Source organism: Paraburkholderia sp. RAU6.4a (assembly GCF_050435625.1).
In the GTDB taxonomy this organism is placed as follows: domain Bacteria; phylum Pseudomonadota; class Gammaproteobacteria; order Burkholderiales; family Burkholderiaceae; genus Paraburkholderia; species Paraburkholderia tuberum.
Genome location: NZ_JBNDKQ010000002.1, coordinates 3,048,129 through 3,073,258, shown reverse-complemented (window position 1 = coordinate 3,073,258; position 25,130 = coordinate 3,048,129). Strand labels below are relative to the sequence as shown.

The 25,130-nt window shown below is 64.5% G+C and carries 21 protein-coding genes and 1 pseudogene; 12 read left to right on the top strand and 10 right to left on the bottom strand.

Going from position 1 to position 25,130, the window contains the following annotated elements:
- The first annotated feature begins 153 nt into the window (after positions 1-153).
- The 8 genes from OKW40_RS19000 (at position 154) to OKW40_RS18965 (ending at position 9,428) form a co-directional block, all read left to right on the top strand.
- Complete coding sequence (locus tag OKW40_RS19000) at positions 154-633, top strand: NUDIX hydrolase (RefSeq protein ID WP_429490972.1); 480 nt, start codon at positions 154-156, stop codon at positions 631-633.
- Between the two features lie 58 nt (positions 634-691).
- A complete protein-coding gene (mnmA, locus tag OKW40_RS18995) occupies positions 692-1,945 on the top strand; it encodes a tRNA 2-thiouridine(34) synthase MnmA (protein ID WP_429490970.1) in 1,254 nt (417 codons plus the stop codon).
- Positions 1,946-2,207: 262 nt separating this feature from the next.
- Positions 2,208-3,818 carry an FMN-binding glutamate synthase family protein gene (locus OKW40_RS18990; RefSeq protein ID WP_429407425.1) on the top strand — a complete coding sequence of 537 codons (1,611 nt, stop codon included), beginning with the start codon at positions 2,208-2,210 and terminating at the stop codon, positions 3,816-3,818.
- A 181-nt stretch (positions 3,819-3,999) separates the two neighbouring features.
- Positions 4,000-5,007 carry a glycine--tRNA ligase subunit alpha gene (gene glyQ, locus OKW40_RS18985; protein WP_008921090.1) on the top strand — a complete coding sequence of 336 codons (1,008 nt, stop codon included), beginning with the start codon at positions 4,000-4,002 and terminating at the stop codon, positions 5,005-5,007.
- Positions 5,008-5,022: 15 nt separating this feature from the next.
- Entirely contained in the window at positions 5,023-7,122 is a 2,100-nt protein-coding gene (gene glyS / locus OKW40_RS18980; protein WP_429490968.1) for a glycine--tRNA ligase subunit beta, read from the top strand.
- Positions 7,123-7,132: 10 nt separating this feature from the next.
- A complete protein-coding gene (gene gmhB / locus OKW40_RS18975) occupies positions 7,133-7,687 on the top strand; it encodes a D-glycero-beta-D-manno-heptose 1,7-bisphosphate 7-phosphatase (protein ID WP_090803046.1) in 555 nt (184 codons plus the stop codon).
- Positions 7,688-7,727: 40 nt separating this feature from the next.
- Positions 7,728-8,486 (top strand): lysophospholipid acyltransferase family protein, encoded by a 759-nt coding sequence (locus OKW40_RS18970; RefSeq protein ID WP_090803045.1) that lies wholly within the window; start codon positions 7,728-7,730, stop codon positions 8,484-8,486.
- Between the two features lie 48 nt (positions 8,487-8,534).
- A complete protein-coding gene (locus OKW40_RS18965; RefSeq protein ID WP_429490966.1) occupies positions 8,535-9,428 on the top strand; it encodes a M48 family metallopeptidase in 894 nt (297 codons plus the stop codon).
- Positions 9,429-9,437: 9 nt separating this feature from the next.
- Here OKW40_RS18965 and OKW40_RS18960 read toward each other — a convergent pair whose 3' ends face one another.
- The 5 genes and pseudogenes from OKW40_RS18960 to OKW40_RS18940 form a co-directional block, all read right to left on the bottom strand.
- Positions 9,438-10,187, bottom strand: coding sequence for an IclR family transcriptional regulator (locus OKW40_RS18960; protein WP_184062361.1), 750 nt, complete (start codon positions 10,185-10,187; stop codon positions 9,438-9,440).
- A gap of 100 nt (positions 10,188-10,287) precedes the next feature.
- Positions 10,288-11,040 (bottom strand): amino acid ABC transporter ATP-binding protein, encoded by a 753-nt coding sequence (locus OKW40_RS18955; RefSeq protein WP_429490964.1) that lies wholly within the window; start codon positions 11,038-11,040, stop codon positions 10,288-10,290.
- Positions 11,037-11,682 (bottom strand): annotated as a pseudogene (locus OKW40_RS18950) (amino acid ABC transporter permease). The gene OKW40_RS18955 and the pseudogene OKW40_RS18950 overlap by 4 nt, the downstream one beginning before the upstream one ends.
- Positions 11,683-11,703: 21 nt before the next feature.
- A complete protein-coding gene (locus OKW40_RS18945) occupies positions 11,704-12,420 on the bottom strand; it encodes an amino acid ABC transporter permease (RefSeq protein ID WP_429490963.1) in 717 nt (238 codons plus the stop codon).
- Positions 12,421-12,471: 51 nt separating this feature from the next.
- Positions 12,472-13,308: a transporter substrate-binding domain-containing protein gene (locus OKW40_RS18940; RefSeq protein WP_184034601.1), complete on the bottom strand. Its 837-nt coding sequence runs from the start codon at positions 13,306-13,308 to the stop codon at positions 12,472-12,474.
- Positions 13,309-13,659: 351 nt separating this feature from the next.
- Between OKW40_RS18940 and gloA the strand changes: the two genes are divergently transcribed.
- Both gloA and OKW40_RS18930 read left to right on the top strand, forming a co-directional pair.
- Positions 13,660-14,055, top strand: a complete 396-nt coding sequence (gloA, locus tag OKW40_RS18935) for a lactoylglutathione lyase (RefSeq protein ID WP_018419422.1) — start codon at positions 13,660-13,662, stop codon at positions 14,053-14,055.
- A 284-nt stretch (positions 14,056-14,339) separates the two neighbouring features.
- A complete protein-coding gene (locus tag OKW40_RS18930; protein ID WP_429490961.1) occupies positions 14,340-15,227 on the top strand; it encodes a DMT family transporter in 888 nt (295 codons plus the stop codon).
- Positions 15,228-15,269: 42 nt separating this feature from the next.
- Here the strand turns inward: OKW40_RS18930 and rsmA are convergent, their stop codons facing one another.
- From rsmA to OKW40_RS18910, 4 genes are all read right to left on the bottom strand, one after another.
- The gene (gene rsmA, locus OKW40_RS18925; protein WP_184034614.1) at positions 15,270-16,112 is read right to left on the bottom strand and encodes a 16S rRNA (adenine(1518)-N(6)/adenine(1519)-N(6))-dimethyltransferase RsmA; all 843 of its coding nucleotides are present in this window, start codon (positions 16,110-16,112) and stop codon (positions 15,270-15,272) included.
- Between the two features lie 108 nt (positions 16,113-16,220).
- Positions 16,221-17,231, bottom strand: a complete 1,011-nt coding sequence (pdxA, locus tag OKW40_RS18920) for a 4-hydroxythreonine-4-phosphate dehydrogenase PdxA (RefSeq protein WP_429490959.1) — start codon at positions 17,229-17,231, stop codon at positions 16,221-16,223.
- Between the two features lie 13 nt (positions 17,232-17,244).
- Positions 17,245-18,609, bottom strand: coding sequence for a peptidylprolyl isomerase (locus OKW40_RS18915; protein WP_429490957.1), 1,365 nt, complete (start codon positions 18,607-18,609; stop codon positions 17,245-17,247).
- Positions 18,610-18,674: 65 nt separating this feature from the next.
- Complete coding sequence (locus tag OKW40_RS18910; RefSeq protein WP_184062376.1) at positions 18,675-21,047, bottom strand: LPS-assembly protein LptD; 2,373 nt, start codon at positions 21,045-21,047, stop codon at positions 18,675-18,677.
- Between the two features lie 224 nt (positions 21,048-21,271).
- On the opposite strand from OKW40_RS18910, the gene OKW40_RS18905 reads away from it, so the two are divergent.
- Together OKW40_RS18905 and murU are read left to right on the top strand one after the other, a co-directional pair.
- Positions 21,272-22,339, top strand: coding sequence for an aminoglycoside phosphotransferase family protein (locus OKW40_RS18905; protein ID WP_184062378.1), 1,068 nt, complete (start codon positions 21,272-21,274; stop codon positions 22,337-22,339).
- Positions 22,340-22,342: 3 nt separating this feature from the next.
- Positions 22,343-23,056, top strand: coding sequence for an N-acetylmuramate alpha-1-phosphate uridylyltransferase MurU (gene murU, locus OKW40_RS18900; RefSeq protein ID WP_429490955.1), 714 nt, complete (start codon positions 22,343-22,345; stop codon positions 23,054-23,056).
- A gap of 3 nt (positions 23,057-23,059) precedes the next feature.
- Here murU and OKW40_RS18895 read toward each other — a convergent pair whose 3' ends face one another.
- A complete protein-coding gene (locus tag OKW40_RS18895) occupies positions 23,060-24,958 on the bottom strand; it encodes an ABCB family ABC transporter ATP-binding protein/permease (RefSeq protein WP_429335740.1) in 1,899 nt (632 codons plus the stop codon).
- Positions 24,959-25,130 lie beyond the last annotated feature (172 nt).

The following is a 25,130-nucleotide window of genomic DNA, read 5'->3' as shown; positions in this document are numbered from 1 at the left end:
AACCGCCACATCACAAATATCGGGGTCGATGCGAATGCGCGACAGACCGCCAAACTGTTACGAATCGGTCGCGATGCCACCTCGAACACGCTGCGAACCGGCTGCCAGCGGTCACCAGGCAGCCGGCGCGCATAACCGGTAAAATGCGCAGCCATGAAACCGGAAACCTGGCGGCCGCACGTGACCGTCGCGGCGATCGTCGAGCGTGACGGGCGGTTCCTGCTAGTCGAGGAACACACTGCCGCCGGCCTGCGCCTGAACCAGCCCGCCGGCCACCTCGAGGCGGGCGAAACGCTGCTGGAAGCGGTGGTCCGCGAAACGTTCGAGGAAACCGCGCATCCGTTCGCGCCCGAGGCGCTCGTCGGCATGTACATGACCCACTTCGAGCGGCCGGACCGCGCGGGCACCACATACCTGCGCTTCACCTATTGCGGCGCGGGCGGCGAACCGGACCCGGCGAGTTCGCTCGATCCCGACATCGTCCGCACGCTGTGGATGAGCGCCGATGAGTTGCGCGCGTGCCCCGAGCGGCATCGCACGCCGCTCGTGATGCAGTGCATCGACGATTACCTGGCCGGCCGGCGTTTCCCGCTCGACTTCGTCCATACGCATTCGGTTGCGCCGAAGCAATGAGGCCGTCACGAGCGGCCCCATAGATCAATGCAGTCATGCAGCACCCAGTGAGTACCTTATGAGCAAGCGCAAAGTCGTAGTAGGCATGTCGGGCGGCGTCGATTCGTCGGTCACCGCGTGGCTGCTAAAGGAACAGGGCTACGACGTGGTCGGCCTGTTCATGAAGAACTGGGAAGACGACGACGACAGCGAATACTGCTCGACGCGCCAGGACTGGATCGACGTGGTGTCGGTGGCGGACCTGATCGGCATCGACGTCGAGGCGGTCAACTTCGCGGCCGAGTACAAGGACCGCGTGTTCGCCGAATTCCTGCGCGAATATTCGGCCGGCCGCACGCCGAACCCGGACGTGCTGTGCAACGCCGAGATCAAGTTCAAGGCCTTCCTCGATCACGCGATGTCGCTCGGCGCGGAAACGATCGCGACCGGCCACTACGCGCGCGTGCGCGAGAACGATGGCCGCTTCGAGCTGCTGAAGGCGCTCGACCATACCAAGGACCAGTCGTACTTCCTGCATCGGCTGAACCAGGCGCAGCTGTCGAAAACACTGTTCCCGCTCGGCGAAATTCCCAAGACGAAGGTCCGCGAGATCGCCGCGCAGATCGGCCTGCCGAACGCGAAGAAGAAGGATTCGACCGGCATCTGCTTCATCGGCGAGCGGCCTTTCCGCGACTTCCTGAACCGCTATCTGCCGACCAGGCCGGGCCCGATGAAGACCACCGACGGCAAGATCGTCGGCGAGCACATCGGCCTCGCGTTCTACACGTTCGGCCAGCGCAAGGGCATCGGTCTCGGCGGCAGCAAGGACGGCAGCGGCGAGCCCTGGTTCGCCGCCGGCAAGGATATTCCGACGAATACGCTGTACGTCGCGCAGGGACACGACCATCCGTGGCTGCTGTGCCATACGCTGTCGGCGGGCAACACGAGCTGGGTCGCGGGCGAGCCGCCGGCCGACGGCTTCGCGTGCGGCGCGAAGACGCGCTACCGGCAGGCCGACGCGGCGTGCACGTTCAACGCCCCGGCGGGAGGCGGTTCGGGCGAAGGCCTCTTCGAACTGAGCTTCGACGCCGCGCAATGGGCCGTCACGCCGGGCCAATCGGCGGTGCTGTATGACGGCGACGTGTGCCTCGGCGGCGGCATCATCGAACGCGCGGTGACCGGGCAACCGGCCGAGCTGCCGCAGGATCAGGCGCCGAAGCAAACCCGCGCGCAGCGTCGCAAGCAGGCGCACAAGCCAAAGCAGCCGCAAGGCCAGGCGCAGGACGAGCCGCAAAACCCGAGGCAAAAAGCGGCTCTGCTCGGCGCGCGTTGAGCGATGCATAACGGCGGGCGCGGCGGGTCGTACCATTCCGACAGGTTCGCGCCGTTCACCATGTTTCGCCCGCCTGGCGCATTCACACACACTTCACCTTCGCGTGCGACGCTTGGCTTCCATTCGCAGGCCTTATCTTCGGGCTTCGCCGGTCCGCGTCGCACCGTGACCCGCAACCGCCGGTTTTCCTTCGCGACCGATACCGCCCGCGCTCCCGTGCGGACGATGCCGCCGCAATGATCTTCACTGCACTGGAGTCCCCATGTTTTCTCGACGCTATCTGGCCATGTGGTGCGCAATCGCCCTCACCGCGGTATGTGCCGCGCTCGCCGCGACGCATCACCTGTCATGGTTCTGGATCCTCGTGCCGGCCGCGCTCGTCGCGCTCGGCGTGTTCGACCTGAGCCAACAGCGCCATGCGATCCTGCGCAATTACCCGCTGTGGGGCCACCTGCGTTTCATTTTCGAATCCATCCGCCCGGAGATCCGTCAGTATTTCGTCGAAGACGATACCGACGAGAAGCCGTTCTCGCGCGCGCAACGCAGCATCGTCTATCAGCGCTCGAAGAACGATGTCGACAGCCGCCCATACGGCACGCGGATCGACGTGAAGGCGGTCGCGCACGAATGGATCAGCCACTCGCTCGCGCCGACCACGCTCGACGGTCACGACTTTCGCATCGTCGTCGGCCCCGATCGCGGGCAGCCGTATTCGATGTCGATCTTCAACGTGTCGGCGATGAGCTTCGGCTCGCTATCGGCCAATGCGATCATGGCGCTGAACCTCGGCGCGAAGAAAGGCAACTTCGCGCACGACACCGGCGAAGGTTCGATGTCGAAATATCATCGCGAACATGGCGGCGACATCATCTGGGAAATCGCGTCCGGCTATTTTGGATGCCGTAACGACGACGGCACCTTCAACGCCGGGAAGTTCGCGAAGCAGGCCGCCGAACCGCAGGTGAAGATGATCGAGGTGAAGCTGTCGCAAGGCGCGAAGCCCGGTCACGGCGGCGTGCTGCCGGGCGCGAAGATCACGCCCGAAATCGCCGAGACGCGCGGCGTGCCGATGGGCCGCGACTGCATCTCGCCGGCGACGCACTCCGAGTTCTCGACGCCGCGCGAGCTGCTCGAATTCGTCGAGCGGCTGCGCACGCTGTCGGGCGGCAAGCCGACCGGCTTCAAGCTGTGCATCGGGCATCCGTGGGAATTCTTCGGTATCGCGAAGGCGATGCTGGAAACGGGCATTCTGCCGGACTTCATCGTCGTGGACGGCGCGGAAGGCGGCACCGGCGCGGCACCGCTCGAATTCACCGATCACGTCGGCGTGCCGTTGCAGGAGGGGCTGCTGCTCGTGCACAACACGCTGGTCGGCATCGGTCTGCGGCAACGCATCCGCATCGGCGCGAGCGGCAAGATGATCACCGCGTTCGATATCGCGAAGACGCTCGCGATCGGCGCGGACTGGGTCAACGCGGCGCGCGGCTTCATGTTCGCGGTCGGCTGCATCCAGGCGCAGACCTGCCATACCGGCCGCTGCCCGACCGGCGTCGCAACCCAGGATCCGGTGCGCCAGCGCGCGCTGGTGGTGCCGGACAAGGCCGATCGCGTGTTCAACTTCCACCACAACACGCTGCACGCGTTGCAGGAAATCATCCAGGCCGCCGGGCTCCGGCATCCGGCTGAGTTGCGCGCGCATCACATCGTGCGGCGCGTGTCCTCGCATGAGGTGCGGCTGATGTCGGATCTGCTCAAATATCTCGAACCGAACGACCTGCTCAACGGCAACTATCGCTATACCCTGTTCGAGACGTACTGGCCGATCGCGCAAAGCGATTCGTTCTCGCCGAAGGCGGAGCTGGCGGCGAGCTGAACGTGCGCGCGGCCCTTGCCGCGTCGCCTGTCGCCCAAAAACCGCATCGCGGCCCGTCCGACCCCGCAAAACGGGCCGCCCCCCTTCCTTTCCGTTAAAATCTCGGGTTTAGCACTTCGCTCCACGACCCCCTCGCGCGCTTCGGCGCGCGCGGCATGGCCCCATGCCCGAAAGGCACTTCATGCTCACGTTCCAGCAAATCATCCTGACCTTGCAGTCCTACTGGGACAAGCAGGGCTGCGCGTTGCTCCAGCCGATCGACATGGAAGTCGGCGCGGGCACGTCCCACGTCCATACGTTCCTGCGCGCGATCGGCCCCGAGCCGTGGCGCGCCGCCTACGTGCAGCCGTCGCGCCGCCCGAAAGATGGCCGCTACGGCGAGAACCCGAACCGTCTGCAGCACTACTACCAGTATCAGGTGGTGCTCAAGCCCGCGCCGGAAAACATTCTCGACCTGTACCTCGGCTCGCTCGAAGCGCTCGGCTTCGACCTGAAGCAGAACGACGTGCGTTTCGTCGAGGACGACTGGGAAAACCCGACGCTCGGCGCATGGGGGCTGGGCTGGGAAGTGTGGCTGAACGGCATGGAAGTGACGCAGTTCACGTACTTCCAGCAGGTCGGCGGTCTCGACTGCAAGCCGGTGCTCGGCGAAATCACCTACGGTCTCGAGCGCCTCGCGATGTATCTGCAGAAGGTCGAGAACGTCTACGACCTCGTCTGGACCGAGTGGGAAGAACAAGGCCCGAACGGCCCCGAACTGCGCCGCCTGACCTACGGCGACGTGTATCACCAGAACGAGGTCGAGCAGTCCACCTACAACTTCGAGCACGCGAACGTCGATCTGCTGTTCACTTTCTTCAACAGCTACGAAGCGGAAGCGAAGCGCATGATCGATGCACAGATCGCGCTGCCCGCCTATGAGCTCGTGCTGAAGGCCGGCCACACGTTCAACCTGCTCGACGCGCGCGGCGCAATTTCGGTCACGGAACGCGCGGCGTACATCGGCCGGATTCGCGCGCTGTCGCGTCTGGTCGCGCAGGCCTACTACGACTCGCGCGAAAAGCTCGGCTTCCCGATGCTCGGCAATCCGGTGCACGGCGTGCCCGGCCTCACCACCGACGAGCAGGAAGCCGCGATGCCCGCGTGGGCGCCGCCGCTGAAAGTCGAACGCAAGATCGACCAGGACTGACGAGAACTTCAACCAATGACTCAATCTCAACACGCTACCCTGCTCGTCGAGCTGCTGACCGAAGAACTGCCGCCGAAGGCGCTCGCCCGTCTCGGCGACGCCTTCGCCGAAGGTATTGCGCAGCGCCTCGCGGCGCGCGACCTGATCGAAGGCGAGCCGTCGTTCGAACGCTTTGCCACGCCGCGTCGTCTCGCGGTGACGATTCACAGCGTGCGCGCGCTCGCGCCGGAAAAACACGTGCGCGAAAAAGTGCTGCCGGTTTCCGTCGCGCTCGATAAAGATGGCCAGCCCACCGCGCCGCTCGCGAAGAAACTCGCCGCGCTCGGCTTCCCCGATTTCACGGTGAACGACCTCGAACGCGCCCAGGACGGTAAAGCCGAAGCGTTCTTCCTGCGCTACGCGGCGCCGGGCGCGACGCTCGCCGACGGCCTGCAAGGCGCGCTCGACGAAACGCTCGCGAAGCTGCCGATTCCGAATCCGATGACGTATCAGCGCCCCGACGGTTCGAGCGTGAAGTTCGTGCGCCCGGTGCATCGTCTGACCGCGCTGCACGGCGAGGAAATCGTGCCGGTCAGCGTGCTCGGCATCGACGCCGACGACACCACGCTCGGCCACCGCTTCCTGTCCGAAGGCTTCGTGCAGATCCAGCATGCGCAGTCGTATGCCGAAACGCTCGAACACAGAGGCCGCGTGATCGCGAGCTTCGCGAAGCGCAAGGCAGCGATCCGCTCGCAACTGCTCGCGCAAGCCGGTGACGACAAGGTCGTGATGCCCGAAGCGCTGCTCGACGAAGTGACGTCGCTGGTCGAATGGCCGGTTGTCTATGAGTGCCGCTTCGAGGACGAATTCCTGCAAGTGCCGCAGGAATGCCTGATCCTGACGATGCAGACGAACCAGAAGTACTTCGCGCTGACCGATGCGAACGGCAAGCTGCGCTCGCGCTTCCTGATCGTGTCGAACATCGAGACGGCGACGCCGGTCGAGATCGTCGAAGGCAATGAGCGCGTGGTGCGTCCGCGTCTCGCCGATGCGAAGTTCTTCTTCACGCAAGACAAGAAGAAGCCGCTCGCGGATCGCGTGCCACTGCTCGCGAACGTCGTTTATCACAACAAGCTCGGCTCGGCGCTGCAACGCGTGGAGCGGCTCGAAGGGCTGGCCGGCGCGATCGCCGCACTGACCGGCGCCAACGTCGCGCTCGCGACGCGCGCCGCGCGCCTCGCGAAAGCCGACCTGATCACCGACATGGTCGGCGAATTCCCCGAGCTGCAAGGCACGATGGGCACGTACTACGCGCGCCACGACGGCGAGCCGGAAGAAGTCGCGCTCGCATGCTCGGAACACTACCAGCCGCGCTTCTCGGGCGACGCCTTGCCCACCACTGCGACCGGCACCGTCGTCGCGCTCGCCGACAAGCTCGAAACGCTGGTCGGCATCTGGGGCATCGGCCTGCAGCCCACCGGCGAGAAAGACCCGTTCGCGCTGCGCCGTCATGCGCTCGGCGTGTTGCGCATTCTGGTCGAGAAACAGTTGAACGTCGACTTCGTCGAGCTGCTGCGCATCGCTTATGCGCAATTCGCCGGCGTGCCGAACGTCGCCGATTCGACCGACGCGATCTACGAGTTCAGCATGGACCGCCTGCGCGGCCTGCTGCGCGAACGCGGCTACGCGGCCGGCGAAATCGACGCGGTGCTCGCGCTGAACCCGACGCGGCTCGACGACCTCGTCGCGCGCCTCGACGCGGTGCGCGAGTTCGCGTCGCTCGCCGAAGCGGCGTCGCTCGCGGCGGCCAACAAGCGTATCTCGAACATCCTGAAGAAGTCGGAAGGCGTGACGAACGGCAGCGTGCAGCCCGGCTTGCTCACCGAGGCAGCGGAGAAGGCGCTCAACGCGCAGCTCGAACAGGTCACGCCGCGCGTGCAATCGCAACTGGCCGTGCGCGACTACACCGGCGCGCTGACGGCGCTGGCCGCGCTGCGCGAACCGGTGGACACGTTCTTCAACGACGTGATGGTCAACGCCGAAGACCCCGCGTTGCGCGCGAACCGTCTGGCTCTGCTCGGCGCGCTGCATCAGCAGATGAACTGCGTCGCCGATATTTCCCGACTCGCCGCCTGAGCACCGCGCCATGCCGATCAAGAAAGTGGTGATCCTCGACCGCGACGGTGTGATCAACGTCGACTCCGACGCATTCATCAAGTCGCCGGACGAATGGGTCGCGCTGCCCGGCTCGCTGGAAGCGATCGCACGCCTGAACCACGCCGGCTATCGCGTCGCAGTCGCGACGAACCAGTCGGGCATCGGCCGCGGTCTGTTCGACATGGATGCGTTGAACGCGATGCATCTGAAGATGCACCGGATGGCGGCAGCGGTCGGCGCGCGCATCGAAGCGGTGTTCTTCTGCCCACACACGGCGGAAGATCACTGCGAATGCCGCAAGCCGAAGCCCGGCATGCTGAAGATGATCACCGAGCGATTCGAGGTCGATCCGGCGCATACGCCGACGGTCGGCGATTCTCTGCGCGATCTGCAGGCGGGCGCTGCGCTCGGTCACCCGGTGCATCTGGTGCTGACCGGCAAGGGCCGCAAGACCCTCGCCGCCGGCGGCTTGCCCGAAGGCACGATCGTGCACGACGACCTGCGCGCGTTCGCGCTCGACTTTCTCGCCGACGCTCAGGAATAAACGCGCGCACCGCGCTCCCACCCCCCCACCGACCACGCCGATGCGCTTTATCCGTTCCCTGCTGCTGCTGATTTATTTCGTTGTGTTCACGGTACCGTACGCGACCGCGTGCTTCATCGCGTTTCCGTTCCTGCGCGCGGAAAACCGCTACTGGATGGCGGCCGGCTGGTGTCGTCTGACGCTGTGGACGGTGCGCTACCTGAACGGCATCCGCTACCGCATCGAAGGTTTCGAGAATCTGCCCAACGGCCCGGCCGTGCTGCTGTCGAAGCATCAGTCGGCGTGGGAAACGCTCGCGTTTCCGGCGATCATGCCGCGCCCGCTGTGCTACGTGTTCAAGCGCGAGCTCTTGTATGTGCCGTTCTTCGGCTGGGCGCTCGGCATGCTGAAGATGGTTCACATCAACCGCAAGGAAGGCAAATACGCGTTCGTATCGGTCACGAACCAGGGCAAGGCCCGCATGGCCGAAGGCGCATGGGTCATCATGTTTCCGGAAGGCACGCGTACGCCGACCGGCAAGCAGGGCAAGTACAAGACCGGCGGCGCGCGCTTCGCGATCGCGAGCGGTGCCCCCGTCGTGCCGATCGCGCACAACGCGGGCCGCGTGTGGCCGCGCAACTCGTTTCTTAAATATCCGGGTATAGTCACGGTGTCGATTGGCAAGCCGATCGACACGACGGGGCTCACGCCCGACGAAGTGAACACGCGCGTCGAGCAGTGGATCGAAGCAGAGATGCGCCGCATCGATCCGACTGCCTACAGCGCGGCGGCTAACGATTCCGCCGCCGCGCCCATCTGACGCGCCACGCCCTCGAACTCCGAAGGCGTATTGCGCGAAGCGAAGCCGATGCAGAAGTCTCCTACGCCGCAGCCCGCCGCGGCGCTCGAAAACCGGCAGCTCGATCTCCCGCTCTTCGCCGAGCCGGGGTCGACGTCGTCGTCTCCTTCACCTTCCGCGCCGGGTTCATTGGGCTCAGCACCGGCCCGGCCGCCCGTCGCGCCGCTCGCGCCGGACGGCAGCAAGCTGCGCAGTCTCGCCATCGGTTCACGCACGCTGCATTACGCGCTCAAGCGTTCCGCGCGCCGCTCGATCGGCTTTGCGATCGACAGCACCGGCCTCACGATCACCGCGCCGCGCTGGGTCACGCTCGCCGATATCGAAACCGCGATCACCGAAAAACAGCGTTGGATTTTTACGAAGCTGATCGAATGGCAAACGCGCGTCGAGCAGCGTGCATTGCCGAAGATCGACTGGCAAGACGGCGCCGAAGTGCCCTACCTCGGTCAGCCGGTGCGCGTGACGCTCGGCGCGCCGCAAGGCATACTCGCGTTCAGCGCCGAGCACGGCGCGCTGCAATTGCCGCTGCCGTTGCAAGCCGACCCGCAGCAGATCAAGGATCGCGTGCAGGGCTGGCTGCAAGGAGAAGCGAAGCGGCTGTTCGGCGAGCGTCTGGCGATCTACGCGCAGAAGCTGGGCGTCAACTATCGCGCGTATGCCTTGTCTTCGGCGGCGACGCGCTGGGGCAGTTGTTCGAGCGACGGCAAAATCCGCCTGAACTGGCGGCTCATCCACTTTCCGCTGTCGATCATCGACTACGTCGTCGCGCACGAGCTGTCGCATCTGCGCGAGATGAATCACAGTCCGCGCTTCTGGCAGACGGTCGAATCGATTTTTCCGGAGTTCCGCGAGGCGCGGCAGACACTGAAGTCGCATCCGCCGGAGCTGTTGCCGACGCTTTGAGGCCGGGCGCTATCTATGCGAGAGCGCTTTCGCGGACTGCAACAGATCGTCGAGCATCACGCCGCGCCTGTCCGGGCTCGTGTCGCGGCCGGTCATGAAACACAGCGCCGCAATCGGCAGTCCCGCACGGTCGCGAATCGGCGCTGCCATACAAAGCCTGAACGCATTCGAGAGTCCTTCGGTGCAGCAGTAGCCTCGTTCTTTTGCGGCCTGCACGTCGTTCAGGAATTCGCCGAATTCGATATTCACCCCGTTGTCGAGGATGAAATCTTCGGCCGGAATGAGCGCGCGAATCTCGTCGGCATTCAGGTGACCTAGCAGCAGACGTCCCGTGGCGGTCCACGGAATCGGCACTCTCACGCCGATGTCCGAACTGATGTTGAATGGCCGGGCACTGTTCTCGGATAACACGACCGTGTACTTGTTGCCTTCCAGCATGCACAGCTGCGTGGTCTCGTCGTACTTCCGTACCAATGCCAGAATGGATTGATGCGCGCGGCTAATCAGATCGTTGTGCGTTGCATAGTCGGACCCGTAGTAGTGCATCTCGCGCCCGAAGAACACGCTCCCATCCGCGGCCGTCTCGAGCCAGCCCACTTCCGCGAGAATCGCGACCAGCTCGTAAATGCTCGAACGCGGCGCGCCGGTCGCCTCGATTAATTCGCGCATGGTCAGCGGGCGTTGGGCGACGTGCAATTGCCGGAACATCGCGATGACGCGATCCACGCCTCTCGCCCGAGACGATTCGGTTACAGCCATGCGTTCACTCCGTAAAGCGTTCATCCGACCGGTTGTCTTTCAAGCGACGTGAGTTTATCGCGCGGCAGACCCGCGAAAGCGACTTACAGGCCGTGACAAATCAATGGTCGAGAACTCTGTGCAGAAATTGCCGCGTGCGTTCGTTCGCGGGATTGACGAAGATCTGTTCCGGATCGCCCTGCTCGGCGATGACGCCCTTGTCCATGAAGACCACGCGGTCGCCGGTCTTGCGGGCAAAGCCCATTTCATGCGTGACGACGACCATCGTCATGCCGTCGCGCGCGAGCCCACGCATCACCTCGGTGACCTCGCCGACCAGCTCCGGATCCAGCGCGGACGTCGCCTCGTCGAAGAACATGATGCCGGGCTCGACCGCGAGCGCTCGCGCAATTGCCACGCGTTGCTGCTGACCGCCCGACAACTGGCTTGGATAGTGTGCCGCGCGGTCCGCGAGCCCGACACGGTCGAGTGTGTCCATGGCGCGCTTGCGCGCGTCGTCCGGACTCATGCGGCGTGCCTTGATAAGCGCGAGCGTGACGTTGCCGAGCGCGGTCTTGTGAGGAAACAGATTGAACTGCTGGAAGACCATGCCGACATGGCCACGAATCTCTCGCGCTCGGCGCGGATCATGCATGGGCACATCGTTGACCCAGACCTCGCCGGAATCGGTGGTCTCCAATCCCGCCATGATTCGCAAGACCGTGCTCTTACCCGAGCCGGACGCGCCAATGAGCACCAGCACCTCGCCCGGGCGAACCTCGAGATTGATTTCGTTCAACACCCGAGTCGAACCGAATGCTTTGCTGACGCCTGTCAGTGAAATGATGGGTCTGGTTTGGCTTTGGTTACTCACGACAATCTCCTGCGGTCATGGTGGCGCACCCATTGCGAGAGCGGGAAGCACACGGCGAAGTAAATGAGGGCGACGAGTCCGTAGATTTCCACGGGCTTTCCGACCCGGTCGACGATGGCCTGGCCACCATGCATCAACTCGGACATTCCGATCATGCTGACGATCGACGTGTCCTTGATGAGCGACAGATACTGACCGACGAGAGGCGGCAACACGATCTTTCCCGTCTGAGGCAGCACGACGAACGAGAACGACTTGAGCCCGCGTGAGGCCGAGGATCTGAGATACCTCCCATTGACCTTTGGGTACCGCCTCGATCCCTGAGCGGAAGATTTCGGCGATGTAAGCGCCCTGATAGACGCTCAAGCCGATGACGCCGGCTGCGAAGACGTCGATCGCGTAACCGAAGTACGACACGCCGAAATAGATGAACATCAGCGTGATGAGTACCGGCGTGCCGCGAAACAGCTCCGTATAGAGTCTGGCAAGGCGGGCTGTGCCCCACGGTCCGAACGACCGCAAGACGGCGGCGAACAGGCCGATCAGCGTGCTGCCCACGATGGACGCAATGGAAAGCAACAGCGTCGTCACCAGACCCTGCAGCAGGATGGAGAAACTGGTTTTCAGCAATTCGACTGACATGATCCAACTCCAATCCGGGAATCAGGCCCGTTTCGTCCGGCGCATAAAGCCGGTCCCGAAACCGGTGCGCGCCGGCATGACGAGGGGAGGATGAAACATCCGCGCTCCGAGCTGGCCCGCAAGCCAGGAAAGTACGTTACTGAGCACGAGATACGCGACGAGCGTCACGCTGAACGTCTGAAGATAGAGAAGCGTCCGCGAGTTGATCACGGTCGCAGTGCCGGTCAACTCCGGCAACGCAATGGCGGACAGCAGCGACGTACCGAGCAGCAACTGGATCAGGTAGTTGACGATGGCCGGATAGACCGCGCGCGTCGCCTGCGGTAGCACGACCTCGACGAAGATCTGCGCGCGTTCGAGACCGAGAATGCCGGCGGCCTCGAGTTGGCCGCGCGGCACCGACTGTATGCCGGCGCGGAACACTTCCGATAGATAAGCACCGACGTTGACGCCGAGCGCAATGACGCCCGCCCAGTATGCGTCGAGCGAAATACCCGCCGACGGCAGACCGAAGAAAACGATGAAAATCTGCAGGAGAACAGGCGTGTTGCGGATGATTTCAACGTAGCCGCGAGCAATCAACCGAAATGGCGCGAGCGCAGAAACGCTGGCAAGCGCGGTCAACAAGCCGAGGACTAGCGCCAGTACGAATGCCAGCACGGTCACTTGCAAAGTCAGCCAGCTCGCGCTCAAAAACTCGGGCACGTAGCCCCACAGAGTGAGCCACTCGTAACTCATCTCACCCTCCGCATCGTTCGGGTTTCAATAGATATCGGCATCTCCCGCTCCTCAAAACTGCGGATTGAGCGGGTAGCGCGGATCGGTGCCGAACCACTTGTTGTAGAGCTGCGCGTTGAGCTTCGACGCATTGACGTTGAAGAGGAACAGATTCAGGTAGTTGAGCCATTCCTGATCGCCGGCCTTGACACCGAACGCGTTGTATTCGAGCGGGACCAGCGCTTCGTTCGTGACGGCAAGTTCAGGATCGAGCTTGGCCTGATACGCGAGAAAGTTGTTGTCCTCGATCATCGCGTCGGCCTGCCCCTGCTTGACAGCAAGAATCGCGGCCTGCGAGCTGTCGTATTCCTGGATCTTGATCGGGATATTCAGCGAGCGCACTTCGTCGCCATTGGTCGAGCCCTTGACCGTCGCAATCGTGCGACCGCCCATGTCCTTGATCGACTGAACGCCACTATTTTTTCTGACCAGCAGTGCTTCGCTGGCAACCACGTAGGGGGTCGTGAATTCGATTACCTTCGCGCGCTCCAGATTACGCGTGAAGTTGCAGAACACGACATCCACTTTGCTGGTCTGCAGATTCGGAATCCGGTTCGCGCTCGTCGTATTCACGACCTCGAGCTTCACGCCCATCTGCTTCGCGAGTTCCTTCGCGAGGTCCACGTCATAGCCGTCTGGTTGGCCGTCCTTGTTATAGAACCCGAACGGCGCGAACGTCAGGCAGTCGCCGACGCGCAGCGTGCCTCGCTGCAGCACGGCCTGAAGCGTCGAGGGGGATGCCGCTGCGCTCTGCCCTGGCGTGGCAACCTTGGTGCAGCCGGTGATGGCGAGCAATCCAGCAACAGCGAACAGAAAGGCGGCTTGGGCGCCTCGTTTGGCAAGCTTCATGGCAGGGTCCTAAGCGGAGAAGAGTGGTCCGGAGCGGACGAATCGGCTTCAGCGCCTGTCTGCACGCTCAACAAATCGCCCGGTCACGCATCGATTGTCCGATATATCAGACTGCTATCTGACGAACCGGATTGATGCTGAGTGTTGGACACTAATATCAAACCGGCAACCGCACACAAACCCTTATTGCCCATACTTTTTTGTTCAAATAGATCCGATCGAATTCCACGATGCGCATCGAGTCCGCAGTGCGCCGGGCGGGCGGCGCGGCTTCGGGCTCAAGCTATACGGCAATCATTTACAATTGCCGCAGGTCGACGCATTTATCCACAAACTATCAAAGGAGTCCTCATGCGAATCTTGCATACCATGCTTCGAGTCGGTGATCTGGACGCATCGATCCGGTTCTACACCGAAGTTCTAGGAATGCGCCTGCTTCGAAAGAACGACTACCCGGACGGGAAGTTCACCCTCGCATTCGTCGGTTACGAGGACGAATCCGAAGGCGCGGCGATCGAACTGACGTACAACTGGGACACGAGCAAGTACGACCTCGGAACCGGCTACGGTCACATCGCCCTCGAAGTCGACGACGCCTATGCGGCATGCGAAGAAGTGAAGAAACGCGGCGGTGTCGTTACACGCGAAGCTGGGCCCATGAAACACGGCACGACTGTCATCGCCTTCGTCGCCGATCCGGACGGGTACAAGATCGAGCTGATACAGAAGAAGGGGCGAGTCGACTGAACGTCCGGTGGCGAGCACGAGTCGCGCTGTCAGCCAGAACGATGAAAACACAGCCCGGCTTCACGTTGCACCCGGCGAATTGACGCCGGGCGAATTCGCCCGGCAATCTTGCCTCGTGCCGACGCCATCAAAAAACGCCGACTACTGACGCTCGGCGTTTTCGCCGCGCACCGGACCGACCGGCTCGCCGTGCACTCCCCACCTCTTCACCACACCGCCATGAGCACGACCACCGCCTTGCCGACCCCGCGCGCCGCACCCCGGATAGCTTCGCGATCCTGTTGATGATCGGCCTGTGCGCAATCTGGGGGCTGCAGCAAGTCGCGATCAAGACCACCAATGCGGCGGTGCCGCCGATCTTTCAGGCGGGGCTGCGCTCGACGATCGCGGCGCTGCTCGTGTGGGCATGGGCACGCTCGCGCGGCACGCCGCTCTTTCGCGATGACGGCACGCTCGGCGCGGGCCTGCTCGCGGGCGTGCTGTTCGCGGCCGAGTTCGTCTGCATCTTTCTCGGCCTGACGCTGACGAGCGCCTCGCGCATGGCGGTCTTTCTGTACACGGCGCCGTGTTTCACGGCACTCGGCCTGCACTGGTTCGTCGATGGCGAACGCATGCGGCGCATCCAGTGGCTCGGCATTGTCGTCGCGTTCGCGGGGATGGCGCTCGCGTTCGCGGACGGCTTCCTGCACACAGACGCGGGCACGGCTGCAAGCGCGGTCCACGGCTCGACGCTCGCGGGCGCGGCCGGCGATGCGCTCGGCGTGCTCGGCGGCATCGCGTGGGCCGCGACCACGGTGATCGTGCGCGGCTCGCGGCTCGCGCGGACGAGCGCGAGCAAGACGCTGTTCTATCAGCTGACTGTGTCGGCGGTGGTGCTGCTCGCGCTGGCGCTGGGGCTCGGCGAGGTGCGCGTGGAAAGCGTGACGCCGCTCGCGCTCGCGAGCCTCGCGTATCAAGCCGTGATCGTCGCGTTCGTCAGCTATCTGTTGTGGTTCTGGCTGTTGACGCGTTACATCGCGTCGAGGCTGTCGGTGTTTTCGTTTCTGACGCCGCTGTTCGGCGTCACCTTCGGCGTGCTGCTGCTCGGCGAGTCGTTCAGCGCGCGCTTTCTGATCGCCGCGCTGCTGGTGCTGACCGGCATCGCGCTCGTCAACGCGCCGGCGAAACGGTAAGCGGGCTCGACGGCGGCGCCCTGCCGCCGTCGAGCGTCGAGTCTATTCCGGCGCAGCGGCCGAGCGCGCCGCCACCGCCTGCGCCACACTCACGTATTCGGCGACCGGCACGTCCTCCGCGCGGCGTTGCAGATCGAAGCCGAGCGCGTCGAAATCGACGGTGTCGCGCAGCGCGGCAAGCGTGTTGCGCAACATCTTGCGACGCTGCGAAAACGCCGCCGTCACCACCCCGCCGAGCACGCTTTCGTCGACCACCGGCAGTTCGTGCCGCTCGTACGGAATCATCCGCACGATCGCCGAATCGACCTTCGGCGGCGGCTGGAACGACTCGGGCGGCACATCGAGTTGCTTGTCGATCACGTAGCGGTACTGCAGCATCACCGACAGGCGACTGAACGCCTTCGTGCCCGGCTCCGCCACCATCCGCTCGACCACCTCGTTCTGCAGCATGAAGTGCTGATCGATCACGCGCTCCGCGAACGTCGCCAGATGAAACAGCAGCGGGCTCGAAATGTTGTACGGCAGATTGCCGACGATGCGCAGCGACGCCTTGTCGCCCGGTGCCGCGAGCGAGCCGAAGTCGAATTCGAGCGCGTCGCCCGCGTGCAGTTCGAGCAGGTTGCCGAACTTCGTCTTCAGACGGCCGATCAGATCGCGGTCGAGTTCGACCGCGTGCAGCGGCGTCTCGGGCGTCGCGAGCCGCTCGATCAGCGGCTCGGTCAGGGCGCCGAGGCCCGGCCCGATCTCGACCATGCGCTCGCCGCGCTGCGGCCGGATCACGTCGACGATCGAATCGATCACGCCCATGTCGACCAGGAAGTTCTGACCGAAACGCTTGCGCGCGAGATGGCCCTGGTGCCGGCCTTGCTGTCTGCTGGTGGACATCGGAGAAACGCTAGAAAGAAAACTGCTTGAGAATGAAAGACGTCACGGTGGAAACACGACGCCACGCGGCGCGTCACGAGCACCGCGACCGCCCACGCTACCCGCGCCTCAGCCCGCGCGACGATGCTGCGCCATCGACACCGCCGTGTCGACGGCGGCCATCAGGCTACCCGCGTCGGCGCGGCCGGTGCCGGCCAGATCGAGCGCTGTGCCGTGATCGACCGACGTGCGGATGATCGGCAGGCCGAGCGTCACGTTGATCCCTTCGCCGAACGTCGCGAATTTCAGCACCGGCAGGCCCTGGTCGTGGAACATCGCGAGCACGCAGTCGGCTTCGTCGAGATAACGCGGCTGGAACAGCGTGTCGGCCGGATACGGACCGCGCGCGTCGACGCCCTCGCCGTTCACCTGCCGCAACGCCGGCGTGATCACGTCGATTTCCTCGCGGCCCAGATAGCCGTTTTCGCCCGCGTGCGGATTGAGCCCCGTCACGAGGATACGCGGCGCGGGCAAGCCGAAGTGGTGACGCAGGTCGTGATGGATGATGCGCAGCGTTGCAACGAGGCTTTCGATCGTCAAAGCCGCCGACACGTCCTTCAACGGCAGATGCGTGGTCGCAAGCGCGACGCGCAGCGGCCGCTTGCCGGTGCCCGCGAGCATCATCACGACGCGCGGCGTATGGGTGCGCTCGGCCAGATATTCGGTGTGGCCGGTAAACGGCACACCGGCGTCGTTGATCGTGCTTTTTTGCAGCGGCGCGGTGACGATCGCGTCGAACCTGCCGGCCACCGCGCCGTCGATCGCCGCATCGAGCAGATCGAGCACATAGCGGCCGTTCGCGGCGTCGAGCTTGCCTGCCTGCGCTGGTGCGCCAAGCGAGTGATGTTCGAGCCGCACGCGCGGGCCTGGCGCGAGCAGCGCCGCCCAATCGACGCCGACCGCGCGCGCGCGCTCAGCGAGCAATTGCGCGTCACCGAGCACGGTGAACTGCGCCTGAGGCCAGTGCGCCGCCGCGCCGGCCAGCGCCTGCGCGGTCAGCTCGGGACCGACGCCGGCGGGTTCGCCGGTCGTGATCGCGATCTGCAGCGGGCGGTGGGTGGGCTGGGCAGCGCTCGTCATCGCATTGGCTCTGTTATTGCACGTTCGCCGTGGCCGGCTTCACTTCGACGTACGCGGTATCGCGCAGCTCGCGCAGCCAGTCGGCATACGCCTGTTCCGCCTTGCGCTGGCCGATGGCCTGACGCGCGAGATCCATCTGCTGCGCAATCGAGCCTTGCGCATCGCGGCGGCCGAGCACCTGAATCAGGTGGTAGCCGTATTCGCTGCGCACCGGTTCGCTGATCTGACCGTCCTGCAGCGAGTTCATTGCGCGCTCGAACTCGGGCACCGTCTCGCCCGGGCTGACCCAGCCGAGGTCACCGCCTTGCGACGCCGAGCCGTCCTGCGAGTAGGTGCGCGCGAACTTCGCGAAGTCGCCGCCGGCGGCGATCTGGTTGCGGATGTCGAGCAGTTTCTGGCGTGCCTGCGGTTCGGACTGACCGTCGCCGACGCGCAGCAGAATATGGCGCACGTGCGTCTGCACGAGCTTCGGCGCGTCCGCGCTGGTGCCCTGGCCGGCACGGCGCTCGACCAGACGCACGATCTCGAAGCCGTCGTTGGTGCGGATCAGATCCGGATCGATCTCACCCGGACGCAGTGCCGACGCGGCCTTCACGAACTCGGGCGGCAGCTTCGACGGCGCGAGGAAGCCGAGATCGCCGCCGTTCTTCGACGCGTCCGGCGCCTGCGAATTGGCTTTCGCAAGCTTTTCGAAATCCGCGCCGCCCTTCGCTTCGGCGAGCAGAGCCGCGGCCTTCTTCTGCGCCGCCTCGATGTCGGTCTCGGACGCGTTCAGCGGCGCCTTCACGAAAATGTGCTGGACGTGCAGGTCGTTCGTCTGGCCGGCGCCCGGGCCGCGCTGGCTGGCGATATAGTTCGCGACCTCGGCGTCCGTCACCGTGATCTTGCTGTCCACTTCCTTCTCGCGCAGACGCGACAGCGTCAGCTCCGTGCGCGCGTCGCTCGTGAAAGTGGTCCAGGGCACGCCTTGCGCCTCGATGCGCGCGCGGTACATGGCGAGCGACATGTTGTTCGCCTGCGCGAGACGCTCGAGCGTGCGCTGCACGGCCGCGTCGTCGATGGTGATGCCGTCTTCCTTAGCCTTCTGCAGCTGGATGCGCTCGAGCACCATCTGCGTGAGCACCTGCTGGCGCAACTGGTCCGTCGGCGGCACCGGAGCGTTCTGCTGGTTCAGCCGGTGCGCGATCAGACCGACCCGCTCGTCGAGCTCGCGCTGCGTGATGACACCGTTGTTGACCACTGCGGCGATGGTGTCCACCGTCTGGCCGCTATTGCCGGCCAATGCCTGCGCCTGTACCGACGCGACTGGAAGGAAGGACGCCGCGGCGACGAGACCCGCCGCGAGTATTGCCAAGCGAAGCTGTTTCATGATTGCCACAGATACTCCAATGATGTCGGGCGCTTCGCCCGTCTTTTCGCAAGCCGTGAATGACCGGGCGACCGTCATTCGTAGTTGGTGAACCGCGACTCCGGCGGTGGCGGTGGCGGCAACGGCATGTAGCCGGCCACACTGCTGCGGAACGCGGTCATCAGCCCGTTGTCGACGCTCGACAAGCCCTTGAACGTCAACTGCGCCAGAAACCGTGTGCTCGACTGATTCTGTCCCGACGAGTTCAGGCCGTTCGCGTAGCGCTGGATGCCGGCGCCGAGCGTCCAGCAGTCCGCGTCGTATTGCAGGCCGACCAGGCCGTCGACGATACGGTGGCCACCCAGGTCGTAGTTGAACCGGCCGACACCGTACATCCGGTGCGTCAGCGGCCATTGGCCCGAAATCAACACCTGATTGATCGGCTGGTTGTCGAGCGTGGTGTTGGCGCGCGTGTAGCGGTACGCGACGTTGATGACCTTGCCGCTCGCCGGACTGAACCCGAAGCCGACACTCGTCTTCGTGAGCTGGTTATTGTCCGCATTATATTGGAACGCCGTTTCCGAAGCGAAACCGGCGCCCAGCTTGATCGACGCGCCCGCGATCAGGTCCGAGTGCGTGGCCTGGGTACTGGTCTGGGTCGGCGTCAGCGTAACGCGCTGATCCCGGAAGTAATACTGCTGCGCGATCACGAAGCGCGCGCGCTCGTCGCCGGTGGACGGGTTGATGAAGCGCGTGGTGAGACCGGCGGTCAGGCGGTTCGCGTCGGCGATCCGGTCGTTACCGACGAACGTATTCGGCGTGAAGATTTCCGCGAGACCGAAGTCGGATTCGGCGGTATCGAACAGCGGCGCGTTGTTCTGGTTGCGGTACGGCGTGTACACGTAGTACAGGCGCGGCTCCAGCGTCTGGATATAGTCCGCGCCGAAAATGCGCACCGAGCGCTCGAACGTCAGTCCCGTGTCGAACGTGAAGGTCGGAATCGACTCGGTGAAATTCTTCTGCGCCCCCGGCACGTTCGCCAGATCGGTGCCGATGTTGTTCAGGTTGTACGACGCAAAGTGCCACTGCACCTTCGGCGTGACGAAGTAGCCCGGCCCCACCACCGAATACGACAGGTACGGGTTGAACAGCACCCGCTGGCCTTCGCTCAGATCCGCGGTGGTGATGCGGAAGTTCGAGTAGTCGGCTTCAGCGCCGAAATCGAAGCCGCCGATGTTGTACTTCGCGTACTTGACGTTCAACTGCGGCTGGCGGCCGTACGGCGCGACCGACGGCTCCAGCGTCTGCCAGTGCTGCTCGCGCGCGAGCACGGACCACGGTCCGTTGTTGTAGGTCAACCCGGCTTCCTGCTGATACAGGAGCTGGGTGCCGTTCATGAACTGGTTGACCGACGACGACAGGTCTTCCGGATAGGTGTTGTCCGAAACCTTGTTGTAATAGATGTAGCCGCCGAAGCCGTTACCGAAATTCTGGTTGTGCTGGATGTACAGCGCGTAGCGGTTGGTCTTCGTCAGGCGATCGTCGGGCAGAAATTCACCGGTGATCGACCCGGAATACGTCGGCGACAGATAGCGGAACGTGCTCTGCAACTGCACACCGCGCTTCGAGATCAGACGCGGCGTGACCGTCAGATCGCGATTCGGCGCGATGTTGAAGTAATACGGCACCGACAGCTCGAAACCGTTCGTCGAGCTCAGCGAGAACGTGGGCGGCAACAGGCCGCTGCGCCGATCGCCCGACAGCGGGAACGACAGCCACGGCGACGCGAACACCGGCACGCCCTGGAAGAACAGCACGCTGTTGTAGGCGACGCCTTCGTCGGCGCCGGTGTCGAAATCGAATTCGCTGCCCTTGATGTACCAGGCCGGATTGTCCGTGCACGCGCATGCCGTGTAGGTGCCCTGCGTGAACACGGAGCGCTCGGCGTCGAGCAGGTCGACGCGCTGCGCGCTACCCGAGCCGCCCGTCAGCGTGAAGTGGTACTTCGGCGCGGTCATGAAGCCTTCGGTCGAATCGACGCGCAGATGCGCTTCGGGTCCGATGAAGGTATTGCCGGTATTGATCACGTGGACATTGCCGTACGCATCGGCCATGTCCGTGTCCTGATCGTAGTGCAGGGCGTCGGCCTTGATCACGGACGTGTTGTGCCGCACTTCCGCCGAGCCCTTGGCGGCCAGATCCTGGTCGATCGTGCCGCTCGCGTGGTCGCCGAGCACGAAGGTGGCCGGCCGCTGGCCCGTTTGCAACGGATGATCCTCGAGCTGCGGCGCAAGCTGCATGCCCCACGGCGGGTAGACCGCCTGCGGTTGCGCAGCTTCCCCCACCAGTTGGGCGTGCGCAAGCGCGGGCATCAGGCCCGGAACGGCGATCAGCGCCGCGACGAGCCGCCTTTTGCGCGGCACTACTGCACAGGAAGGAGTGGTATCGGAAAGCTGTCTGGGCGGCATGTATCGTTTGGCGAGTCGACCCGTGCGCAAGCCTTCGTCGTCACGATCCACCGCCTGCACACCGCGACCGTTAGAGTCGGCTGCACGTCTGGATTCCCAATTTGCCGAGTGATAAGGCGGGCGGTGAAACGGAGCACGCGAAAGCTGGCGTGTGAGTCGCGTCAAAAAAGTCGTGGGGTATTATATGGCAAGACGTTGTCCCCAAGAATTTGCCGCCGCTTTTCATGACGCTGCCTTCCACCCAAGATTTCACCGACACCCGTCTCTCCCTGCTCAAGGCCTGGCTGCAAGGCCACGCGGCGCGCCATGCGCTCGAGCCCGACACCCTCGTTCCGGCCTCGTCCGACGCCAGTTTCCGCCGTTATTTCCGGCTCGCCGGTAAGGCGGCGCAAGGCAACGGCGCGGCCACGCTGATCGCCGTCGACGCGCCGCCGCCCGAAAAATGCCGCGAATTCGCACAGATCGCGCAATTGCTCGCCGCCGCCGGCGTGCACGTGCCGCGCGTGCTCGAGGTCGACTTCGACGCGGGCTTCATGCTCGTCACCGATCTCGGCACCGCGTCGTATCTGGGCGCGCTGACCGACGCGCAGGCCGCGGGCGACACGCGCGCGGCTCGCGCGCTGATGCGCGACGCGCTCGACGCCCTGATCCGCTGGCAGCTCAGCTCGCGCGAAGACGTGCTGCCGCCGTTCGACGAAGCGTTCCTGCACCGCGAGATGGAACTGATGCCCGAGTGGTTCATCGGCCGGCACCTTGGCCGCGAGGTCGATGCCGCTACGCGCGCGCTGCTCGATCGCACGTTCGCGCTGCTGATCGCGAGCGCGCGCGCGCAGCCGCAAAGCTTCATGCTGCGCGATTTCATGCCGCGCAATCTGATGATCGCCGAGCCGAACCCAGGCGTGCTCGACTTCCAGGACGCGGTGTACGGGCCGATCACGTACGACGTCGTGTCGCTGCTGCGCGACGCGTTCCTCAGCTGGGACGAGGAGTTCGAGCTCGACTGCTTCGCGTACTACTGGGAGCGCGCCAAAAAAGCCGGCCTGCCGGTCGATGCCGATTTCGGCGAGTTCTACCGCCAGCTCGAATGGATGGGGCTGCAGCGGCACATCAAGGTGCTCGGCCTGTTCTGCCGCATCAACTACCGCGACGGCAAGGCGCATTACATGAACGACCTGCCGCGCTTCATCGGCTATGCACGCAAGGTGGCGGAGCGTTACGCGCCGCTGCGCGGGTTCGCGAAACTGCTCGACGACCTCGACGGCCGCGCGCAGGAAATCGGCTACACCTTCTGACCGATGACGATGTCCGTAAAGAAAGCGATGATTTTCGCCGCGGGCCGCGGCGAGCGCATGCGTCCGTTGACCGACGCGTGCCCGAAGCCCCTGCTCGAAGTGGGCGGCAAGCCGCTGATCGTATGGCAGATCGAACGGCTCGCGCGGGCCGGCATCCGTAGCATCGTGATCAATCATGCGTGGCTCGGCGCGCAGCTCGAAGCCGCGCTCGGCGACGGTTCGCGCTGGCAGGTCGAGCTGCGTTATTCGCCCGAGCACGAGGCGCTGGAGACCGCGGGCGGCATCGCGCAGGCGCTGCCGCTACTGACCGACGAGGGCGCGGATCAGTTGTTCGTCGCGGTGGCCGGAGACGTGTACAGCGATTACGACTACGCCGCGCTGCACGCGCACGCCGGCCGGCTGAAGGCGCTGCCCGAGCCCGGCATGCATCTGGTGATGGTGCCGAACCCGGCGTTTCACCCGAACGGCGACTTTGGTCTCGTCGACGGCGTGCTGTCGCTCGACGCGCAGCCGCGCCTCACGTTCGGCAGTTTCGGTCTGTACGACACGCGCATGTTCAGCGATCTGCCGCGCGGCACGCGGCGCGCGCTGAGCCCGTATTACCGCGCGACCATCGCGCGTGGGCTCGCGAGCGGCGAGCTGTACGAAGGCTCGTGGGAGAACATCGGCACCCAGGCGCAGCTGGAAGCGCTCGATCGGCTGCTGCGCGCGCGCTGAGCTTTACTTCGCCGGGCTCTCACCTGCCCCGACTGCTTCCGCTCTTTCCACCGCATCCGTGGTGTGCGCGGCGCGCTGCTGCAGCGCCCACATCTGCGCGAACAAACCGTTCGCGCGCAACAGCTCCGCGTGCGTGCCGCGCTCGACGATGCGCCCTTTGTCCATCACGATGATCTGCTGCGCGTGCACGACCGTCGACAGCCGGTGCGCGATGATCAGCGTCGTGCGTTCGCGCGCGATCAGGTCGAGCTCATGCTGGATCGCGCGCTCGGAGCGTGAATCGAGCGCGGACGTCGCTTCGTCGAACAACAGGATCGGCGGATTCTTGAGTATGGTCCGCGCGATCGCGACGCGCTGCTTTTCGCCGCCGGACAGCTTGAGCCCGCGCTCGCCGACCGGCGTGTCGTAGCCCTTCGGCAGACTCTCGATGAACTCGTGGATATGCGCGGCGCGCGCCGCCGCGATCACTTCGTCGCGCGTCGCCGACGGCCGACCGTACGCGATGTTGTAGTAGATCGAGTCGTTGAACAGCACCGTGTCCTGCGGCACGATGCCGATCGACGCGCGCAGCGAATCCTGCGTGACGTCGCGAATATCCTGCCCGTCGATGCGGATCGCGCCGCCCGTCGCGCGGTCGAGATCGTAGAAGCGGAACAGCAGCCGCGCGAGCGTCGACTTGCCCGAGCCGCTGTGGCCGACCACCGCCGTCGTCGTGCCGGCCGCGATCGTGAAGCTCACGCCGTGCAGAATCTGCCGCGAAGGCTCGTACGCGAAGCTCACGTCGTCGAAGCGCACCTGCGCGCCGCTCACTTGCAAAGCCACCGCATTGGGCGCGTCGGGTACTTCCCGCGGTGCGCCGAGCAGCGAGAACATGCGGTCCATGTCGGTCAGGCTCTGCTTCAGCTCGCGATAGACCACGCCGAGAAAATTCAACGGAATATACAGCTGCAGCATGAACGTGTTGATCAGCACCAGGTCGCCGAGCGTCAGACGCCCGGCCATCACGCCCTGGGTCGCGCGCCACAGGATGAACACGAGCCCCGTACCGATGATCGCCTGCTGCCCGAAGTTCAGCGCCGACAGCGAACGCTGCGACTTGATCGCCGCCGCGCGATAGCGCTTCAGGTTCTCGTCGTAGCGGCTCGCTTCCCACTCCTCGTTGCCGAAGTACTTGACGGTCTCGTAGTTGAGCAGCGAGTCGATCGCGCGCGAATTCGCCTTCGAATCGAGCTCGTTCATGGTGCGGCGAAAGTGCGTGCGCCACTCGGTGACCTTCACCGTGAACGCGATGTACACCGCGAGCGCGACGAACGTGACGATCGCGTAATAGGCCTCGTATTTGACGACGAAAAAGCCGAGCACGAGACCGACTTCGACGAGGGTCGGCAGGATGCTGTACAGCGAATAGGAAATCAGCTGCGTGATGCCGCGCGTGCCGCGCTCGATATCGCGCGACATGCCGCCCGTCTGCCGCTCCAGATGAAAGCGCAGCGACAGTCCGTGCAGATGGCGGAATACTTTCAGCGCGAGTTGGCGCACCGCGCTTTCCGTGACTTTCGAAAACAGGATTTCGCGCAGCTCGGTGAAAAACGAAGTGGACAGCCGCGCCACCGCATACGCGACCACCAGCAAGCCGACGCCGCCGAGCAGCACGATGCCGGGCGCGTCCTGCGCGCGGCCGAGCGCGGTCAGATGCCGGACCGACGCGAGACTGTCGACGATGCGCTTCATCACGATCGGCACGCCGAGGTTCGCGACCTTCGCGCCGATCAGGCAGCTGAGCGCGAAGCCGACTCGCCATTTGTAGGTGGCAAGGTATGGCAGCAGCGACAGGATCGTTTGCCAGTCGTTGCGGGGTGCGGTGGAAATCGGCGAGGGTTCGGACGAAGGAGCGCGGCGCATAAATCGTGGGGAGAGTGTGGAGCTGCCGGAGTTCGCAGCGGCGCGCGGCTCGCGCGCTTCGCTGGGTGCTTTCCCGTACAATTCCTGATCTTTCTATTGTCGCAGAAGCCGACTGGCGGCGCTTTGCATGGCCTACTGTCGAACTGGCCCAGCCATTGCGTCAATGCGCGTC

Coding starts and splice junctions, on each gene's coding strand:
- OKW40_RS19000 (WP_429490972.1), top strand. CDS start 154: ATGAAACCGGAAACCTGGCGGCCGCACGTGACCGTCGCGGCGATCGTC.
- mnmA (WP_429490970.1), top strand. CDS start 692: ATGAGCAAGCGCAAAGTCGTAGTAGGCATGTCGGGCGGCGTCGATTCG.
- OKW40_RS18990 (WP_429407425.1), top strand. CDS start 2,208: ATGTTTTCTCGACGCTATCTGGCCATGTGGTGCGCAATCGCCCTCACC.
- glyQ (WP_008921090.1), top strand. CDS start 4,000: ATGCTCACGTTCCAGCAAATCATCCTGACCTTGCAGTCCTACTGGGAC.
- glyS (WP_429490968.1), top strand. CDS start 5,023: ATGACTCAATCTCAACACGCTACCCTGCTCGTCGAGCTGCTGACCGAA.
- gmhB (WP_090803046.1), top strand. CDS start 7,133: ATGCCGATCAAGAAAGTGGTGATCCTCGACCGCGACGGTGTGATCAAC.
- OKW40_RS18970 (WP_090803045.1), top strand. CDS start 7,728: ATGCGCTTTATCCGTTCCCTGCTGCTGCTGATTTATTTCGTTGTGTTC.
- OKW40_RS18965 (WP_429490966.1), top strand. CDS start 8,535: ATGCAGAAGTCTCCTACGCCGCAGCCCGCCGCGGCGCTCGAAAACCGG.
- OKW40_RS18960 (WP_184062361.1), bottom strand. CDS start 10,187: ATGGCTGTAACCGAATCGTCTCGGGCGAGAGGCGTGGATCGCGTCATC.
- OKW40_RS18945 (WP_429490963.1), bottom strand. CDS start 12,420: ATGAGTTACGAGTGGCTCACTCTGTGGGGCTACGTGCCCGAGTTTTTG.
- OKW40_RS18940 (WP_184034601.1), bottom strand. CDS start 13,308: ATGAAGCTTGCCAAACGAGGCGCCCAAGCCGCCTTTCTGTTCGCTGTT.
- gloA (WP_018419422.1), top strand. CDS start 13,660: ATGCGAATCTTGCATACCATGCTTCGAGTCGGTGATCTGGACGCATCG.
- OKW40_RS18930 (WP_429490961.1), top strand. CDS start 14,340: ATGATCGGCCTGTGCGCAATCTGGGGGCTGCAGCAAGTCGCGATCAAG.
- rsmA (WP_184034614.1), bottom strand. CDS start 16,112: ATGTCCACCAGCAGACAGCAAGGCCGGCACCAGGGCCATCTCGCGCGC.
- pdxA (WP_429490959.1), bottom strand. CDS start 17,231: ATGACGAGCGCTGCCCAGCCCACCCACCGCCCGCTGCAGATCGCGATC.
- OKW40_RS18910 (WP_184062376.1), bottom strand. CDS start 21,047: ATGCCGCCCAGACAGCTTTCCGATACCACTCCTTCCTGTGCAGTAGTG.
- OKW40_RS18905 (WP_184062378.1), top strand. CDS start 21,272: ATGACGCTGCCTTCCACCCAAGATTTCACCGACACCCGTCTCTCCCTG.
- murU (WP_429490955.1), top strand. CDS start 22,343: ATGACGATGTCCGTAAAGAAAGCGATGATTTTCGCCGCGGGCCGCGGC.
- OKW40_RS18895 (WP_429335740.1), bottom strand. CDS start 24,958: ATGCGCCGCGCTCCTTCGTCCGAACCCTCGCCGATTTCCACCGCACCC.